Source organism: Haloferula luteola, assembly GCF_014201715.1.
Classification (GTDB): domain Bacteria; phylum Verrucomicrobiota; class Verrucomicrobiia; order Verrucomicrobiales; family Akkermansiaceae; genus Haloferula; species Haloferula luteola.
In genome coordinates, this window is sequence record NZ_JACHFD010000011.1 from 139,931 (window position 1) to 156,556 (window position 16,626).

Annotated in this window: 14 protein-coding genes; 4 read left to right on the forward strand and 10 right to left on the reverse strand. The window is 57.6% G+C overall.

What is annotated here, in order from left to right:
* Together argS and HNR46_RS12160 are read left to right on the forward strand one after the other, a co-directional pair.
* Window positions 1-1,746, forward strand: coding sequence for an arginine--tRNA ligase (argS, locus tag HNR46_RS12155; RefSeq protein WP_184019159.1), 1,746 nt, complete (start codon window positions 1-3; stop codon window positions 1,744-1,746).
* A 106-nt stretch (window positions 1,747-1,852) separates the two neighbouring features.
* Entirely contained in the window at window positions 1,853-3,547 is a 1,695-nt protein-coding gene (locus tag HNR46_RS12160) for a putative manganese-dependent inorganic diphosphatase (protein ID WP_184019161.1), read from the forward strand.
* A 29-nt stretch (window positions 3,548-3,576) separates the two neighbouring features.
* Here the strand turns inward: HNR46_RS12160 and HNR46_RS21210 are convergent, their stop codons facing one another.
* From HNR46_RS21210 to sufT, 9 genes are all read right to left on the reverse strand, one after another.
* Window positions 3,577-3,699: a hypothetical protein gene (locus HNR46_RS21210; protein ID WP_281375578.1), complete on the reverse strand. Its 123-nt coding sequence runs from the start codon at window positions 3,697-3,699 to the stop codon at window positions 3,577-3,579.
* A gap of 53 nt (window positions 3,700-3,752) precedes the next feature.
* Complete coding sequence (locus HNR46_RS12165; protein WP_184019162.1) at window positions 3,753-4,529, reverse strand: transporter; 777 nt, start codon at window positions 4,527-4,529, stop codon at window positions 3,753-3,755.
* A 30-nt stretch (window positions 4,530-4,559) separates the two neighbouring features.
* Entirely contained in the window at window positions 4,560-5,810 is a 1,251-nt protein-coding gene (locus HNR46_RS12170; RefSeq protein WP_184019163.1) for a carbohydrate porin, read from the reverse strand.
* Between the two features lie 25 nt (window positions 5,811-5,835).
* Window positions 5,836-6,819 (reverse strand): AraC family transcriptional regulator, encoded by a 984-nt coding sequence (locus HNR46_RS12175; protein WP_184019164.1) that lies wholly within the window; start codon window positions 6,817-6,819, stop codon window positions 5,836-5,838.
* A 133-nt stretch (window positions 6,820-6,952) separates the two neighbouring features.
* Window positions 6,953-8,530: an arylsulfatase gene (locus HNR46_RS12180; RefSeq protein WP_184019165.1), complete on the reverse strand. Its 1,578-nt coding sequence runs from the start codon at window positions 8,528-8,530 to the stop codon at window positions 6,953-6,955.
* Window positions 8,531-8,749: 219 nt separating this feature from the next.
* On the reverse strand, window positions 8,750-10,462 hold the full coding sequence (locus tag HNR46_RS12185) for a mechanosensitive ion channel family protein (protein ID WP_184019166.1): 1,713 nt from the start codon (window positions 10,460-10,462) through the stop codon (window positions 8,750-8,752).
* A gap of 129 nt (window positions 10,463-10,591) precedes the next feature.
* The gene (locus HNR46_RS12190) at window positions 10,592-11,701 is read right to left on the reverse strand and encodes a TlpA disulfide reductase family protein (RefSeq protein WP_184019167.1); all 1,110 of its coding nucleotides are present in this window, start codon (window positions 11,699-11,701) and stop codon (window positions 10,592-10,594) included.
* A gap of 295 nt (window positions 11,702-11,996) precedes the next feature.
* Complete coding sequence (locus tag HNR46_RS12195) at window positions 11,997-13,232, reverse strand: RsmB/NOP family class I SAM-dependent RNA methyltransferase (RefSeq protein ID WP_184019169.1); 1,236 nt, start codon at window positions 13,230-13,232, stop codon at window positions 11,997-11,999.
* Window positions 13,233-13,275: 43 nt separating this feature from the next.
* Complete coding sequence (gene sufT / locus HNR46_RS12200) at window positions 13,276-13,821, reverse strand: putative Fe-S cluster assembly protein SufT (protein WP_184019171.1); 546 nt, start codon at window positions 13,819-13,821, stop codon at window positions 13,276-13,278.
* A 62-nt stretch (window positions 13,822-13,883) separates the two neighbouring features.
* Here sufT and HNR46_RS12205 point away from each other — a divergent pair, with 62 nt between their 5' ends.
* Window positions 13,884-15,488, forward strand: coding sequence for an AsmA family protein (locus tag HNR46_RS12205; RefSeq protein WP_184019173.1), 1,605 nt, complete (start codon window positions 13,884-13,886; stop codon window positions 15,486-15,488).
* 1 nt (window position 15,489) lies between these two features.
* Here the strand turns inward: HNR46_RS12205 and HNR46_RS12210 are convergent, their stop codons facing one another.
* Complete coding sequence (locus tag HNR46_RS12210; protein ID WP_184019174.1) at window positions 15,490-16,050, reverse strand: hypothetical protein; 561 nt, start codon at window positions 16,048-16,050, stop codon at window positions 15,490-15,492.
* Between the two features lie 105 nt (window positions 16,051-16,155).
* On the opposite strand from HNR46_RS12210, the gene HNR46_RS12215 reads away from it, so the two are divergent.
* The gene (locus HNR46_RS12215) at window positions 16,156-16,620 is read left to right on the forward strand and encodes an NUDIX domain-containing protein (protein WP_184019176.1); all 465 of its coding nucleotides are present in this window, start codon (window positions 16,156-16,158) and stop codon (window positions 16,618-16,620) included.
* Window positions 16,621-16,626: the final 6 nt, after the last annotated feature.

Below are 16,626 nucleotides of genomic sequence, written 5' to 3' on the forward strand. Positions count from 1 at the left end.
ATGACTTTGTTGAGCCAGATCGAGTCCGCGCTCGCGGATGCGTTTGAGTCCGTCCTCGGGGAAAAAGTCGCGACCCCAGTGGTGGCGGCGGCAGATCTCCGCTTCGGCGACTACCAGTGCAATGCCGCCATGATGCAGGCGAAGAATCGCCGCACCAATCCCCGTGCGCTGGCGACTCAGGTCCTTGAGGCTCTTGATCTCGGATCGATCGGAACCGCCGACATCGCGGGGCCTGGATTCATCAATATCCGGGTTTCACCGGAAACCTTCTCTGCGCATTCCGCCGTGCTGTTGAAGGATGACCGCTTGGGGGTTCCTGCGACGGGGGAAGGTCGCCGTGTGGTGATCGACTTCTCGGCACCCAATGTGGCCAAGCCGATGCACGTGGGGCATATTCGCTCGACGATTCTCGGCGACGCTCTTTCGCGGATCGCTCGATTCCTCGGATTTGAGGTGATCACCGACAATCACATTGGCGATTGGGGGACACAGTTCGGGATGATTCTGCATGGGTGGAAGACCCGGCTCGATGAGGCGGCGTTGGCCGCAGATCCGGTCACGGAACTGGTGCGGGTGTATCGCTCGGTGAATGCAGAGACCAAGGAAGTCCCTGAGGTTTTGGAGGTCTGCAAGGCCGAGCTGGTGAAGCTTCAGGCAGGGGATGAGGAGAATCTGGCCATCTGGCATCGTTGCGTGGATCTATCGAAGCAAGGGCTTCAAAAAATCTATGGCCGGCTGGACGTCAGCTTCGACCACTGGTTGGGTGAGAGCTACTACAACGAGCGTCTGCCTGGTCTTGTGGAGGATTTCCTCAGTCAGGATCTGGCGCGGGTCAGTGATGGGGCTGTGTGTGTGTTTTCTGGCGGAGATCTGCCGGATGAGCAGGACCCCTTTCGCATCCAGAAAAAGGAAGGTTGGCAGGATAACCCGGCGATCATTCGCAAGGCGGATGGAGGGTTTCTCTACGCCACCACGGACCTGGCGACCGTCGAGCACCGAATCAACGTCTGGAAGGCGGACGAAATCTGGTATGTCGTAGGAACGCCTCAGCAGCTGCACTTCCGCCAGATTTTTGACATTTGCCGGCGTTGGGGGAAATCTGCGGGATTTCATCATATCGCCTTTGGATCGATCCTCGGAGAAGACCGCAAGTTGATGAAGACGCGGTCGGGAGACAACGTGCAGCTCGCGGATGTGCTGGAAGAAGCGGTCGAAAGAGCCGGGCGGGTGATTGCCGAGAAAAATCCGGAACTCGACGAAGCCATTCGTGAGGAAGTGGCGGAAATTGTGGGGATTGGTGCCGTGAAATTTGCCGAGTTATCGCAGCATCGTCTCACGGACTATGTGTTTTCTTGGGATCGAATGCTGGCCCTTCAGGGGGATACCGCGCCGTATCTGCAATACAGCTTCGTCCGGATTCGCTCGATTTTCCGCAAGCTGGAAGGTCCGTTCGCCGCGGAATCGGCATCTCTGCAACTCAAAGAGGAGGCGGAGATTCATTTGGCCCGCCTGCTCGCCCGGTATGGTGAGGTGGTTCCGACGCTTCTGGATGACCATCGTCCGAACCTTCTGGCCAACTATCTGCTGGAGTTGGCACGTGCGTTCCATTCTTTCTTCGAGGCCTGCCCGGTGCTCAAGGCCGAGCCATCGGTTCGCGATAGTCGATTGGCTCTTTGCGAACTGGCTTCACGAGTCTTGGAGCATGGATTGGGACTGCTTGGCATCCGTTGCCCCGAGCGCATGTAAGGAGCGCTTCTTGCAGAGGTGGGTGAGAAAGGCGCTGATAAGACATCATCTTTTCTCACAGCGAGCTTGCCCGCCATCCTTCGAGATCTAACTGTCATTGTCATTCATGCAGGACGAACCCCCACGCATTCCCTTCTACGTCATCGGTCACCGCAATCCGGACACCGACGCCATTTGTTCGGCGATCGGTCAGGCGGAGTTGTTGAGGGAGACGGGGACGCCGGAAGCGGTGGCAGCTCGCTGCGGGGTGGTTCCTCAGCGGACGGCCTGGGTGTTGGAGCAGGCCGGAGTGGAGCAACCGGAGCTGGTCACGGATGTAAGAATCACTGCCGGGATGATCTGCCGGCGGGAAGTCGTGGCGGCACATGAAGATGATACTTTCCTGCGTGCTTATCGCAGCATGTTGTCGCATGGGGTGCGTTGTGTTCCGGTGGTGGACGCCGAGAAAGGTCACGAAGTCGTGGGGATGCTTCGATATCTGGATTTGCTTGAATTGCTGCTGCCGGGAGATGGCTCCAATATGGTGGTGCGCACGGTCCATGTTTCGATTTCAAAGATCGCCGCCACGCTTCAAGCGGAGTCAGTGGGTGCGCCGATTCCCGATAGCAGTGTGGGGGAAGACTTGATCATGTTGGTCGGCGCGTCGTCGCAGTCGACGGTCAATACCCGTCTCAAGACTGCCACCCAGGAGGGAACGGTTTCTCGGTTTCTGGTGATCTGCGGCGATCGACCGGTCGTTCAGCACTATGCGATCGAGCACGGCGCGCGCATGTTGATCGTCACCGGGGGAAATACGGTGGACCCCGAGCTGCTGAAATTGGCCAAAAGCCGCGGTGTGGTGGTGCTTCGCTGCCCCCAGGATACGGCCAGTACGACGACATTGATTCGGTGCTCCCGGACGGTGACTCAGGTGATGGAGACTCAGTTTGCGACCATCCGAGAAGGCGAGCCGGTGTCCCCCCTGAGGAAGTCGCTGGCCGCGCTCGACCAAGAGCTGTTTCCCGTGATTGGTGAAGACGGGGACATGGTGGGGGTGATTTCGAAGTCGGATCTGGTCGACCCTCCCCGCGTCCGCGTGGCATTGGTCGATCACAATGAGTTTGCTCAGGCGGTCCGCGGTGTCGATGAGGCCCATGTGGTGGAGGTGACGGATCACCACCGGTTGGCGGGAGATCTGGTGTCTCGGGAGCCGATTCGATTCCTGAATGAGCCGGTGGGGTCGACCTGCACGCTGGTGGCGCGGAAATTCGTCCACCGGGATCTTGAGCCGAAGCCCGGCACGGCGATGTGTCTGTGTGCGGGGATCATTTCCGATACATTGTGCCTGACGTCTCCCACGACGACATCGCTGGATCGGGAGATGCTCGAATGGCTGGGGAACATCGCAGGGATCGATCCGGAACAGTTCACGAAGGACTTCTTTGCGGTGGGTTCCCTTTTGAGTTCAGGAACGCTGGATGAGGTCCTGAATACCGACCGGAAGGAGTTCGACGAGAGCGGAGCGAAAGTGACGATTGCGCAGATTGAAGAGCTGGGTTTGCAGGCCTTCAAGCGGCGTCGCGACGAGTTGGAAAAGGGCCTTCGCGATTTGGTGGACGAAAATGACTACGATCTCGCGGTGCTCGCGGTGACGGACATTGCGAAGCATCATAGCCTGATTCTCGCGGCGGGGAATGAGCGGATGATCGGTAGTCTTCCCTTCGAGCGGGTAGACGCGACCTTGTACGATGCCCCTGGGGTGGTGAGCCGGAAGAAGCAGATTTTTCCAGCGGTTTGCCAAGCGGTGCAAAGTGCTGGCTAGAATCGACGAGGGCGCGGCGGGGTATCGACTCAGCGGGGTGATTCCTGGCGGCTGAATTCGATGTTGTAGCTCAGGTAGAAGATGCCGCCCAAGGTGCCGAGGATGGCGATCAGGAGCGCCAGCGAGATCAGCATGCCGAGACAGGATTTCATGGGCGGGAGTTTCAACCACTCCCGGCACGGGATCAATCCGGAATGCCCCGTGTCTATTTCGGGAAAAGAAAAGTCACTCCGAAGCGGAGGCCCCAATCCGGGCCTTGGGTGGGTTTCTCCACGTAATAGCGGACGCCGCCAAAGAGCTGAAAAGGTTGCCCCCCGGCAGTGAAGAGCTGGTTGACGACGAAGTTGACGGGCACGGACCATTGATGAGAGGTCCAGTCGTAGGTGGATTCCACGTTGATCGTGTAGGTGGTCTTGGAGTCAGTGATGTAGCTGACGAAGGGTTGGATGAAGGTGGCATTGACGGAGGATCGGGAATCGTCTCCGGCGAAATCCCAAAGGTGATTGACCAAAGTGCCGTAGGTCCAACTGCCTTGTTGCTTGAGCATGACGCCGGTGGGGCCCGCTCCCCACTTTTCGCCCCCGAGAACCGAATCGGTTGCGGTGGGCAGGAGAAGCACGGGGCCCAGACCCCAGATCGGGTCGCTCGATTGGGGAGAGACGAAGAAGGATTGAACGACGTCGCCGAGACCGAATTCATCTCCCAATCCGCCCAACTGGGTGCCCTCGACGTCGACCACGGGAAGGATGGTCCGCGAGATGAGGTTCCAATCATCGTTGAGGGCGAATGGAATTACCGGCTGGATGTTGGTGGTGAACTTCTGTCCGGCTCCAGGGCCGATGCCGAAGTCGAGATTGCCTTGGAACGGGAGGCTGATCAGAGAGCTGACCGGATTGGCGAGTTGCTTGGCAAGATCGGCGTCCTGCGCATGAAGCGAGGGAGCGACGATCAACGGAAGCGAAAGGATAAGGGACGTTTTCATAGGTGTGAGCGAAGGATGAGATGAATGACGTTAGAAAATCACCCGGCTACGGAGGCCTGCGAAAATCGCGTCGTCATTGCCCGAGAGGACGGGGTGGACGAACTGAACATCGGCCCCGAAATGGAGCCATGGGGTCACGGCAGCGTCGTAGAAAAGCTCGACTCCATATTCGTCGTCGATGCGGGTGAGGGGGCGAACGGTGCTTTTTAAGGCCCGGCTTACGCCGTTCCAGAAAAGCCCGACGCCAAAGCGGTCATGAGGTCTTGCGGCGCAAACGCCATTGGCTCCGAGGCCCAGCACGGCGCTGTATTCGAATGGATTGGGATTGCCGTCGGACCAGGCGAGCATTCCGAAAATCCCCCAGCCGTTTTTTGATTCGTCCCCCCACTCGCAGAGATACTGTTCGAAGAGATAGGTGAGTTGCCAGGAATCACTTTGTTGGAAGGCAATGATCGGGCCGCCGGTGGGTGGCCGGAGATAGTCTGACGCATCAAACGAGTAAGCATTGAGGGTGGAATAGCTTCCGGAGAAGGTATGCGTGCCGGTGTGTCCTCCCCATTGAGTGTAAAAGGTGTAATCTGCAATGATCGTGAGTTCCTCGTCGTCCAGTCCATCGAGCCCGGAGTCGGTTCCAGACGATCGAGAGTCGAGGATCCCGAGGTTGAAGAGCGGTTTGCCTTCGTCTAGCACGCTCAGGATCGCGCCCAAGGTCGATACGGGAATGGTGCGGCCAGCGATCGGTGGAGCGACGAAGGAGGTGTTCATGAACCCTTCGACTCCTCGGCCACCGAGGAAAGTCCGGTCCGCAAGGTCGACCGTGTTGAATTTTCCGACCGAAAGTAGCACCGACTCACTGAAGGCCTGAGTGAGGACGACATGGGTGAAGCCGAAAACGTCATCCTGGTCCCGCGGAGAAAGCATGGCAGCATTCACCGGGGTGAGAGTGCCGGCGGCGGCGGAAGCATCACCGTAGCGATACTCCCCGTGGACATTGAGAAACAATCCGGGCCACAAGCCTGCCTTTTGGCCATCCATGGCAAAAAACACATCGGTCTTTCCTCCAAGCTCCAACTTCTCCGGACCCGAGCCGGCGAGGTCACCGTAATAAAACTGGGTGGATTCCAGGCGGAGTTCCGTGCCATGGGCCCCCAGTAGGTCCCGGAGACCCAAGAGATTTCCTCCGAGTTGGGGGCGATCCAGGAGTGAGTCCTGAGCCGGTGCCTGAGCCGCCAGCGAAAGAAGGATCCAACCGGTGATGTGAAGCAAGGGTTTTGATTTCATGGTGTTGACGTCGATGAGCGTGAGCTTAGGCAGCGTTTCCGAGTTGGACCCAATGAGAGCCCGGCGGAGGGATTTGGCGAAGGACCTGAGAGGGCAAGCAGCCGAAGAGCTGGCGAAAGCGGCCAGCAAATCGACCCAACTCGGTGAACCCGATAGAGAAGGCAATGTCCGCGACGGAAGTCTCCAAAGGGGTCGCCTGAAGAAGTTGCGAATAGGCAAGGTTGAGGCGACGACGAAGGAGGTATTGGTGGGGAGGGAGACCTGTTTCCATTTTGAACCAATTGCTCAAGGTTCGTTGGTTGATTCCCAACTGGAGAGATGATTCGCGAAGGGAGAGGGGCATTTCGCCTCTTTCCCAAAGATCAACGAGTTCCTTGATCGTAGAAGTCCGTTTGCGGGAGCGGATGGTGCGCCCTGATGAGATCGGAGCGCATTGGGCCAGACTTTCCGCGACGTATTGAGAGATCGAAAAATCGGAAGGTGCCAGGGAGGTTTCGGCCATGCCCGCCCACAGATTCCTGAGGTGGCTGAGCCGTTGAGGCAGGAGCTGAAGATAATGGTGGCCCTTAAGTTTGAGGGATTCCAGTCCCCCAGCTTGATCGAGTGCAATCATGAACTCTTCTTCGTTGAGCACGACCATCGATCCGGATAAGTTCTTCAATGAAATATCGATTTCTCTGTGTGAGTCGAAATACACCAAAGACGATGACGGGCAGGGCTTTCCCCAGTAGCTCCCCAATCGGGACGCATCGTCAGGAATCGCCAACACAAGAGATCCGGGGTGAAGTTGTCCTAAGAATCGGATGTCACTTTCAACAAACTCGTGATAGATGGCATTTTTGCCCCAGATGATGCCATTCGCTCGCGCTCCTGCATCCCCAGGGCTGAGTTGCTCATGAACCAGCTCCCAAGGTCCGCGAAGTCGGTAGGAGTATTCGGGTAGATTGTCGCACTCCAAAGAAAAGGACTGCGGGCGGACGATCGAAGATTCGCGTCCAGAAGGAATCATGGTGTGGCCGGAAGTTGAAATGAGGGGCCGTGCGAATGGTGGGTTCACGGGCCACCATCGCTCCTGGATGGAAACTCGCTCTTCGTCCCATCGGTGTTATGGAACGAAGAGGGGTTGGGCGGATCCAAGGGCGCTACTGAGCGCTCTTGTTGATGAACTCCTGGACGACGTTCGACATGTCGAAGGACTTCCCGCCCTGGACGGGGGGATATTCGGCCAGTGATTTCAGGTGTTCCTGCATCAGCACTCCCATGGGTTGCATCAGCCAGGATACCTTTTGCATGAGATGCCCGTAGGCATCCGTGCTGGAGTAGGATTCGAATGGATCCATGCGCAGATTGAAGACGAGTGGCGCGGTGCGGGGGACCAGATTGTCGTAGTAGTTCTCTTTGGTGGAAAAGTGGAACTTCCAGGGACCCATGCGGACCGCCGTCAGCTTGGACTCGTAATAGTAAAAGAGGGAGTTGCGGGCAGACGATTCGGCCTCTCCTTCCCACCAGGGGAGGTTGTTGAGGCCATCGATCATCTGATGCTTTTCCTCTTTCATCTTTTCAGCCACGTCCTCCACTCCGGCCGCCGCGGCCAGACTGGTGAACATGTCCTGATGCGCTTGGATGCCATTGAGAACTTGGCCCGCCTTGATGACTCCTGGCCAACGCAGCATGGAGATGACGCGGACTCCACCTTCATAGGTGGTCATTTTCTCTCCGCGGAAGGGCGTGGTCGCTCCGTGGGGCCAGGAAGAGTGCTCCGGTCCATTGTCGGTGGAATACCACACGATGGTGTTTTCATCGAGCCCGTTCTCTTTGAGGAAATCGAGCACCAGGCCGATGTCATGGTCGTGTTGTAGCATGCCAGAGCCGTGGATATCGGCTTCTGATGAGACGTTCTCGGCGGCGTATTTCCACTTCTCGTCCAGACGAGTGTAGAGGTGCATGCGAGTGGTATTGAGCCAAACGAAGAACGGCTTTCCGTCATCTTTGGCCTTGAGCATGAAATCTTCGGCTTTAGGAATCACTTCCTCCGCGTCGAAGTTCTTCATGCGCTCCTGGGTGAGAGGACCTGTGTCTTCGATCTTCTGTTTTCCGACTTTGCCGAATCTTGGCTGATCGGTGGGATCCTCGGTATCGGTTGCGAAGGAATGAATCACTCCCCGGGTTCCAAAGCGTTCCTCGTAGGCTTCGAGTGATCCAGAGAAGGTTTTGCCGAAGTTCTGGTAGTCCCGCTGTTCCGCTTCTTCCTGAGTGTTGAGGTGGTAGAGGTTGCCGAAAAACTCGTCAAAACCATGCGCGGTGGGGAGGTGTTCGTTGCGGTCACCCAAATGATTTTTCCCGAAGTGGCCGGTGGCGTAGCCTGCGCCTTTGAGAACTTCTGCGAGGCAAGGCGAAGCAGCCTGCAAACCGAGAGCGTCACCCGGTTGCCCCACGGTCGTCATCCCGGAACGGATCGGATACTGCCCGGTGATGAAGGCCGCACGGCCCGCTGTGCAAGAAGGTTGAGCGTAGTGGTCGGTGAAGCGAATGCCTTCCATTCCGATCGAATCCAGTCGAGGCGTGGTGTAGCCCATGGTCCCCATGCCATAGGCGCTCACGTTTTGCCAACCGATGTCGTCTCCCCAAATCACCAGAATGTTCGGGGTTTTTTCCTGAGCGGAGGCCACTCCGAGGAGCGCACATCCGAGGTAGGCATACCAACGGTAATTTTGAGCCATTTTTCTCATATTTGAAGTTTCTTAGTTTCTGAGAATCAAATGAATCGGATGGAAATCAAAACATCCGTTAAAAATATCTAAGAAATTTTGAGGTGGCGCAATGCAATTCGGATAGTTCATTCCGGAATCATGCGGAATGATGTTTTGTAAAGGGTTGCCGATGAAGGATAAAGGGAAGTCTGGGTCGGATATCCCACATCAAAATATTTTCATGAAACCTCAAACATCGGGATCGCTGGAATGAGTCTCATTAAGAGATGAAGAGGGTTGGACTTCGGATGTTGAATCAGGTTGGCAGGTGTCGTCGGAAGCCGGTGCCGCGGTTTCGGGGGATTTGGGAGGCCACGGTAGGGGAAGGACGGGATCTGCCGGTTGGGAGACGAAGTGCGGAGACATGATTTGGACTCCGGCGGTGCTGAACTGATCCTGAATGCGTTGGTGCAAGTCGGAGAGAATCAATCCCTTCCGGCTGGGTTCGGCGGGGACGAAGCGCAGTTCATATTCGACGTAATAGTCGGAGAGCGCCGTTTGAAAGACCCGTGGTGCTGGGGAATGGCGGATGCCTGGGGTGTGGGTCGCGGCGTTGAGAAGGAGTTGGTGGATTTGGCGCCAGGGGGCGTCGTAGCCAATGGTGACACTGGTGGCGTATTCGCACCGATCGGTGGACTCTCCTTCGATTCGCGAATAGTTATGCGTCTCCTTGGAGATGATGACAGCGTTAGGAACGGTGATGTATTCCCGTTTCGGGGTGAGGAGTTTGGTGGAGAGGAGACCGATGTCGATGACGGTACCTTCGAGGTCATTGATACGAACATATTCGCCGGAGCGAACGGCCCCGGAATAGAGCACGACAAAGCCGCTCATGAGTTGATTGACGAAGCCGCTTGAACCGACGGACATCATCAGTCCGAGAAGAACTCCAATGCCTTTGAAGGCAGGACTATCCGATCCGGGAATGTAGGGATAGGCGATGATCAGTCCGGCGATCCAGATGGCGAGTCCGGCGATGCGGCGGGTGGCGCGGGCGGTGTCTTTGCCGAGGAACTGGCCTTCTTCTTCGGTGGCTTCGAAGCTGGCCAGCATTTGATCGACGATGCGGACGGTTCCACGGGTCAGAAAGAAGAGCACAATGACCACGAGGATGGACGGAAGTGCGCCCACGGTTTTCATGGCGAGCGATCCGAAGAGCAGCACCAGCTGGTTTCCCAAGACGATGGACCAGGGCGCGGTGAAGGGGAAGAGGCTAAGAATTTCCGTGATCCACAGGTAGGTGGCGGAAAAGCCGAGGAAGGCCACAATCAGGCCCACCAATCGGCGGACAAGAATCAAGAGCACCGGGCGGAGATCGAGGTGGGCCCGCTTGAGCTGACGAAGTCGGATGGCGCGTTGGACAAAGAGTCGCTTCAGCCATTTGCCAAGTTTTCGGAGGAGGATGAGCACTCCTGCAAATACCGCTGTGGAAAGGATGGCGATGAGCACGCCACGCAGGAGGACCTGCGGACTGCGCTGGGCGAGCCAGGCTTGGCGGAGACTCTCGAGCTGGTCATGCACGAGTTCGGCCTCCTGCTCGAGGGTGCGCCCGGTCGTAGGATCGAGGTCTGCGGGGACGAGGACAAAGAGCCGATGGCCATCAATCTCGAACGCCACTCCCCTGAGACTTCCTGCTTCAATGGGGTGATGGATGATGGGTTGGTAGGGAGAGAATTCGGGGAGATCGCGAAGGTTCTTGAGAGTGGTATCGAGGCGCTCCTCAGGGGTGAGACCTGCGAGAGTGGCGCGAAAGGTGACCAGCTCTCGATTCCAGAATTCTAAGGTGGCGGGTGGCGAAGTGCGAGGATTTCCACCGGATTGGGCGTGAGCCGGGAGAAGGAGGTTCAAGACCGAGACAAGGAAGGCAAGGACCTGAAAAGGGACTTTCACCCTTGATTTCATGACAAGTTCGATGCGTTAGGGCAAGCGAAGGGATGTTGGATTCGATGGGATGCATGCATCCCGCAGACATAAAAAATCCGGAATGCCGATGGGACATTCCGGATGGGGGTGAAGTTGAGGGGAGGGAACTCAGCCGTTGGCGGTAGGCTGACGTTTGGCCGTGGCTTCCTGGAACCAAGCCTGCATCTGGTCGTCGCTCGGCATCACCCCTTCATCCAGCGACTTGGTGAGTTTTTCGAAGGGCTCGGAGGGAATCTCGGCGCCTTCCGGGGTGTGAGTCCAGTCGAGTGCTTTTTGAGCGCTTGCCTTGGCGGCATCTTTTTCACCCATCGCCCATTCCAGTTTGGAAAGCACGGTGTATTGGAGAGGGTGGACGGTTTTGGCCTCCAGCTGCTTGGTGAACAGCTCGGCCACGGTGGAGCGGAGAGAATTCGGCGACTCCGGGAGTTCCACCAAGCGCTTGGCGATCGACATCATGGAAATGGCGGGTTGTTCCTTTTCCGCGTCCTTGGAAAGGGCAGAAGCAGCGCCATCCCAGTCCTCGGTGAGCAGTTGGTAGTCGACACCGAAAGTGGCGAGGAACCCATGATTGGGGTCAATCTTCCGGAGTTCTTCCAAGGCGTCATGCAGGGCAGGGGCATCCTTTTGGGCGGAGGCTTGCATGATGCTTTGCAGGACCTTGCCAGTGGCTTCCTGTTTGCGGCGAGATTCCATCAGGTTGGTGACGGTGGTCTCAGCGACCTCGCCTCCTTTGAGGAGGTTCTCGATGACTTCCTCGCTCAGTTGCATGGGATGGCAGGTGAAGAGGACTTTTCCGTCCTGCACGACAAAAGCGTGAGGAATACCGCGAACTTCCGCGGGTTTCAGCCAAGTTTCTTCGAAGGTGCCGCCTTTGCCCACGTAAGCGACGGGATAGGACATGCCCTCTCCCTTATCTTTGACAAAGTCGACGACCTTCGATTTTCCGTCTTCCCAGACGTTCATGCCGATGACTCGCAGGCCTTGATCGTAGTATTTGTCGTAGAGTTCATCGACGTGTGGGATCGCGGCGACACAGGGCCCGCACCAAGTGGCCCAGCACTCGATGATGTAAAGTTTGCCGGGTTCCCAGGTGGCGGGAGCTTCTCCTTGCACCCAGTCGGATTTGCCAAAGGCATCGATGGTGACGGGATCGCCCATTTTTTGGGCAAAGGCGGGCAGAGAAGCTGCAAAGAGCAGCGAAATTCCAAGGGTTTTCATGCTGAAGTGATTGGGTTGATCCTTCGCCCGATGTTGATTTTCCTGGGCGAATTGCGCCATCTGCAAGCAGTGATAACGCCATTCCTGCCAGAATGGGAGAAGTCAGAATCGGGAAGCCACAGAGAATCGGGCGAAGGCGCCCACGATGGGAAGCGATCCACTGAAAATCAGTGGAATTGGAGAAAAGTTCGATGAGACGAGTGACAAAAAATTTTCGCGAATGTCCCCATCAGGAGCTGGGATTTTTTATCAGAGAACGTTTCCAAAAGCAGGGACGGGGATGACAAGCGATCCCTCAATCAAACGAGCTACGGCGGCGCAGGACAGCGGCAAAAGCCCCATCGGTGCCGTCGATTTGAGGGAGGGCCTGCCGGGTTTCTGTGATCTGCCAATCGGGATGGAGTTCGACGAATTGCTGGAGAAGCTCGTCATTTTCTTCCGCTTCGATGGAACAGGTCGAGTAGACGAGGCGACCGCCGGGCTTCAGGCAAGGGAGAGCCTGCTCAAGAATGGATTGCTGGATCCGGGTGAGGTCGGTGATGTCCTGAGGACGGAGCCGCCATCGCACGTCGACACGACGGCGAAACACGCCGGTATTCGAGCATGGGACGTCCAGAAGGATCGCGTCAAAAGCACCGTGCCATTTTGTTGGAGCAGGTTGAGTCCAGTCGTGGGCTTGAATGGAATCGGGAGTGATGTGGAGCCGTGAAAGGTTTTCTCGGAGACGAGGCAATCGCTTTTCGTTGGAGTCGGTGCAGGTCAGTCCCTGGCCGGAACCCCCTGCCGCGGCGATCAGGAAGGCTTTGCCTCCGGGGGCGGCACAGGCATCGAGAATCTGTTCCCCGGGCTGCGGAGCGAGGAGCTCGATGCCGTGGCGGGTGGCGGGATCGGTGATGTAAATCGTGCCCTTGGTGAGCCATTCGGTGGGGATCGGTCCATCGATCTGAAAATACCCTGCGGGGAGGGACTCGTTGGAGCCTGCGGGCGGGTCTGTCGCTTCCGGGGCGAGGGGGTTGATGCGCGCAACGGTGGGCGCTGGCAGGTTGTTGAATGCCATCAACTCGAGGGTGGCCTCAGGGCCGAAGGCTTTGCGCCATCGGTTGTAGAGCCAATCGGGATGAGAGTGCGCGATGGCTGGGGGCAGCTCGGAAAGATCGAGGAGCGATTTTTTGGTCGCTGCTGCTTTGCGCATGACCGCATTGATCAGGCCCCGGACAGGAGATTTGCCGAGGTTGACGGTTTCAAACACCGCGGCGTGGTCGGGAAGTTGCAGGATGAGCAGTTGGCAGAGCCCGACGCGCAAGATGTCGCGCGTCTCGTGGTCGAGTTTCCCTTTTCTCAGCTCACCGATCCAATGGTCGAGCAACCTGCGGTGGCGGAGGACGCCGAGAACGATGGCATTCAGGAGTCCTCGATCCGAGGCCGATAGGTTGTTGCGAGAGGCGTGTCTTTCGATCAGGCTCTCGGCATAGACGTGGCCCTTGGCCCAGGCTCGGAGAATGGAAACGGCTGCGCGGCGGGGTGACTTCATGCGGACGGGCAGCCTGATGCCCCGCAGCCGAATTGCAAGGAGGTCAAATCATCCCGAGCTTCATTTTCCCTTCTTCGGAAATCATGTCCTGGTTCCAGGCGGGATCCCAGACGAGTTCAACGCGGGCATCATCGACCCCTTCAATGGTCATGATTTTCGCCTGGGCATCGGCGGCAATGACGGGACCCATGCCGCAACCGGGAGCGGTGAGCGTCATTTTGACGCCGACGACGGTCTGACCGTCTTCTTCGGTGATCGAGCAATCGTAAACCAGACCGAGGTTGACGATATCGACTGGAATCTCAGGGTCGTAGACGCTCTTGAGTTGGGCCCAGACTTGATCCTCGATGGGGGCATCCTTGAGGGCTTCGGCCGCAGCGACCTTTTCTTTCTCCGCTTCGAGATCGATGCCCATGGCATCCGCATCCTTCGAGGAAATCCGAGCGAGGCCTGCGGAAGTGGCGACCGTGAAGGTGCCGCCCAGCCGTTGGGTGATGTAAACCGGAGTGCCGGCGGGAAGGGTGATGGTGTCGCCGCTGGGGATCTGGATGGCGTCGACTTCGCGTTGGAGCGTGATTTCCTCTTGCATGGCGCGACTTTAGGCAGTCGTTCGCCGGGTGCAAGCGGCTTGCGGAAGGGCGGTTTCCAGGCATGCTGCGGAGGATGAGTCGTCGGGCGAGAAAGCGAACGGAGAGGGCACAGCCCGGGTGGATCAAAGCCTTGTTGGTGGTGGGTTCGGTAGCTTTGGTCGGCATGCTGGCGGCTTGGATCGGGCTGCGGCATTGGCTGCACGGCGAGGAATTTCGCCATATGTTGGAACGAGAGGCGGGAAAGGGTCTGAAGGCCGAGGCGACCTTCGGACCGTTTCGCTGGGAGGGCACGACCGTGCGGACTCCGTCGTTTTCGGCTGCAGGGAGTGAGATCGTGAAGCGAGTGGAGGCGGACCGGATGTCTCTGGACATCGGCTTATCGAAGCTTCGCGATGGGGTGGTGGAATTGCGCGACGGACGAGTGGGGAGGCTGCTCGTAGAAGTGGAGCCGGGTGCCAAAAAGGAAGCTCAACATTCTCGTGAAGGCGGAGTGCCGGGAGGGGAGACTCCCAAAAAATCGCCCCGATGGTATGATGGCCTGACTCCGAATGAGGTGGATTTGACGGAGTTGATCGTGGACGAGTCGATCCTCCGCGTGATTCGGCCGGAAGGCGCATTCACTTTGGAGGGCACCCGATGGCGGATTCAGCCCACCTCGTCCCGCGGGGCCTACGAAGCAACAGGAACCGGAGGGGTGCTGAGTTTCCCTTGGGAAAAGGTGCCGAGCTGGCATTTGGAGCAAGCACAGCTGCGCTATCAGGAAGACAGGGTGTATTTGAATGAGGCGGTTTTTCGTCTGTTTCAGCGAGCGATGCTGACGTTGAGCGGCGAATCCAATCTCGCTACTGGGGAGCATGCCTTTGATGGAGATCTGCGGGATGGCGACCTATCGGAGGTGCTTCCGGAGGACTGGAAGAAGCGTTTGGACGGAGAGTTTGAGGCTCATATGAAATTCAAGCGGGGGCCCGAACGCGAGGTTGTGGAGGGGCGAGTGAATTTGCAGAACGGCGTGTTGACTGGGCTTCCGATCCTGGATGCGCTCGGGGCCTATGGGGGAAATCCACGGTTCCGGAGGCTGAATCTCAGCGAAGCATCGACCGATTTCCTCAAAATGGATGAAACCTTATCCCTCAAGCATCTGGTCCTCTCCAGCGAAGGCCTGATTCGGGTGACCGGCGATGTGGTGATCGGGCCCCATCGCGCGCTTCGTGGGCAGATCCGGCTCGGCTTGACCCCCGGAACTTTGGCCTTGATCCCCGGTGCTGAGACACAGGTGTTTCGAGCGGGTGAGCGGGGTCTATTGTGGACGACCGTGCAATTGTCGGGAACGACCGATGATCCTCACGAGGATCTCACGGCTCGGTTGATTGCGGCAGCGGGACTGCGCATGTTTGAGCAATTGCCAGAGACTGGGGAGCGGGTGTTGAAGTTCACGCGTGATGCTGTGTCGCCCGAAATGCTGCAAGGTCTGGCGGAGCATCCCGAGTTGCTGCAGCAGGGGAACGATCTTCTCAAGCGTGCCCAGCGGGCCATCGATGGGGAAGGAGACCCGATTGAAGAAGCCACGAAGATTCTCCGCGACGGCGCCGATCTTTTTGACGTCGGGAAAAGCCTATTTGAGAGGATTCGGGAGGAGAGCCAGGAAGCGACCAAGCCGTCTCGATGAGTCACTGCACGGTGACTTTTCGCCCCTTTCCCGATTTCCAAGCACGCAGGGCGCTTTGGAATATTACATCGAGGTCGGCGCGGTCGAGTACCCGGTATTCGATCATGCCGGCATGCGTGGTGGAGGGGTAGGTTTTCTGGGCCATGTTGTGGGCTTCTATGCCGACCTTTCCTGATGCGCGGTCGATCATTTCGCGACCTCGTTCGACGGCGCGGGTGACTCCGCTGAGTTGAGTGGCTTCGGCCAGCGGTTGAATGAAATAGAATCGGGCGATGGCTCTTCCGGTGGTGTCGATGTTGAGTTCGTTGACCACCAGATTCCCGTCGAGCAGGTATTCCTGCATGCTGACGGAGCAGATTCGGTTGAGGGCCACGACGTAGGTGCCTCCCGGCAGGCTTGCTTCCCAGAATCCTTGGTCCCCGACCGCGTCGACCGCGTTGGCATTCTCACTTGAGGACGAGTCGGTAGTTTCGTCGCCGTTGGTGTCGGAATTGCTAGGCGTTTGCGCGCACAGAGCTTGGAGCAAAAACCCAAAGAGCAGCAAGAGTGGCAATTTTTTCATGGATGGGATCGATACTTTACGGGAAATGATGGCCAGCTTCTTCGCAAGTTTTCGTGAAAACAATCAAGGGTTGATGCTCGGAGCGGTCTCCGCAATCGTTTGTCGATGAAGCGATTTCGTCCCAACGTAGCCGGTTTGATGGTGCGTTCCCAAGGGGACCTGCTGATTTGTGAACGCTGGCAGATGCCTGGAGCCTGGCAATTTCCCCAAGGAGGAGTGGATGATGGAGAGGCCTTGATCGATGGCTTTCGACGGGAAATTCGCGAGGAAATCGGACTGAAACCGGAGACCTATCGGATTCTCGATTCGAAGGGCGGCTACCGTTATCTCTATCCTCCGGAGGTTCGGGAAAAGAAGCTGAAGAAGCACGGCTTCGATGGTCAGGAACAAACCTATTTCCTTTGCGAACTGAATCCCGGTGCGCCGGAGGTGGATACTCAGCAGAGGCCCCGTGAGTTTGGCCGCCATCGATGGATTTGGCCGGATGAATTTGATCTCGATTGGGTGCCTGGCTTTAAGCGGTCCGTCTACCGGCAGGTGATGATGGACTTTTTCAAGGTGAAGCTGTGATGGGTG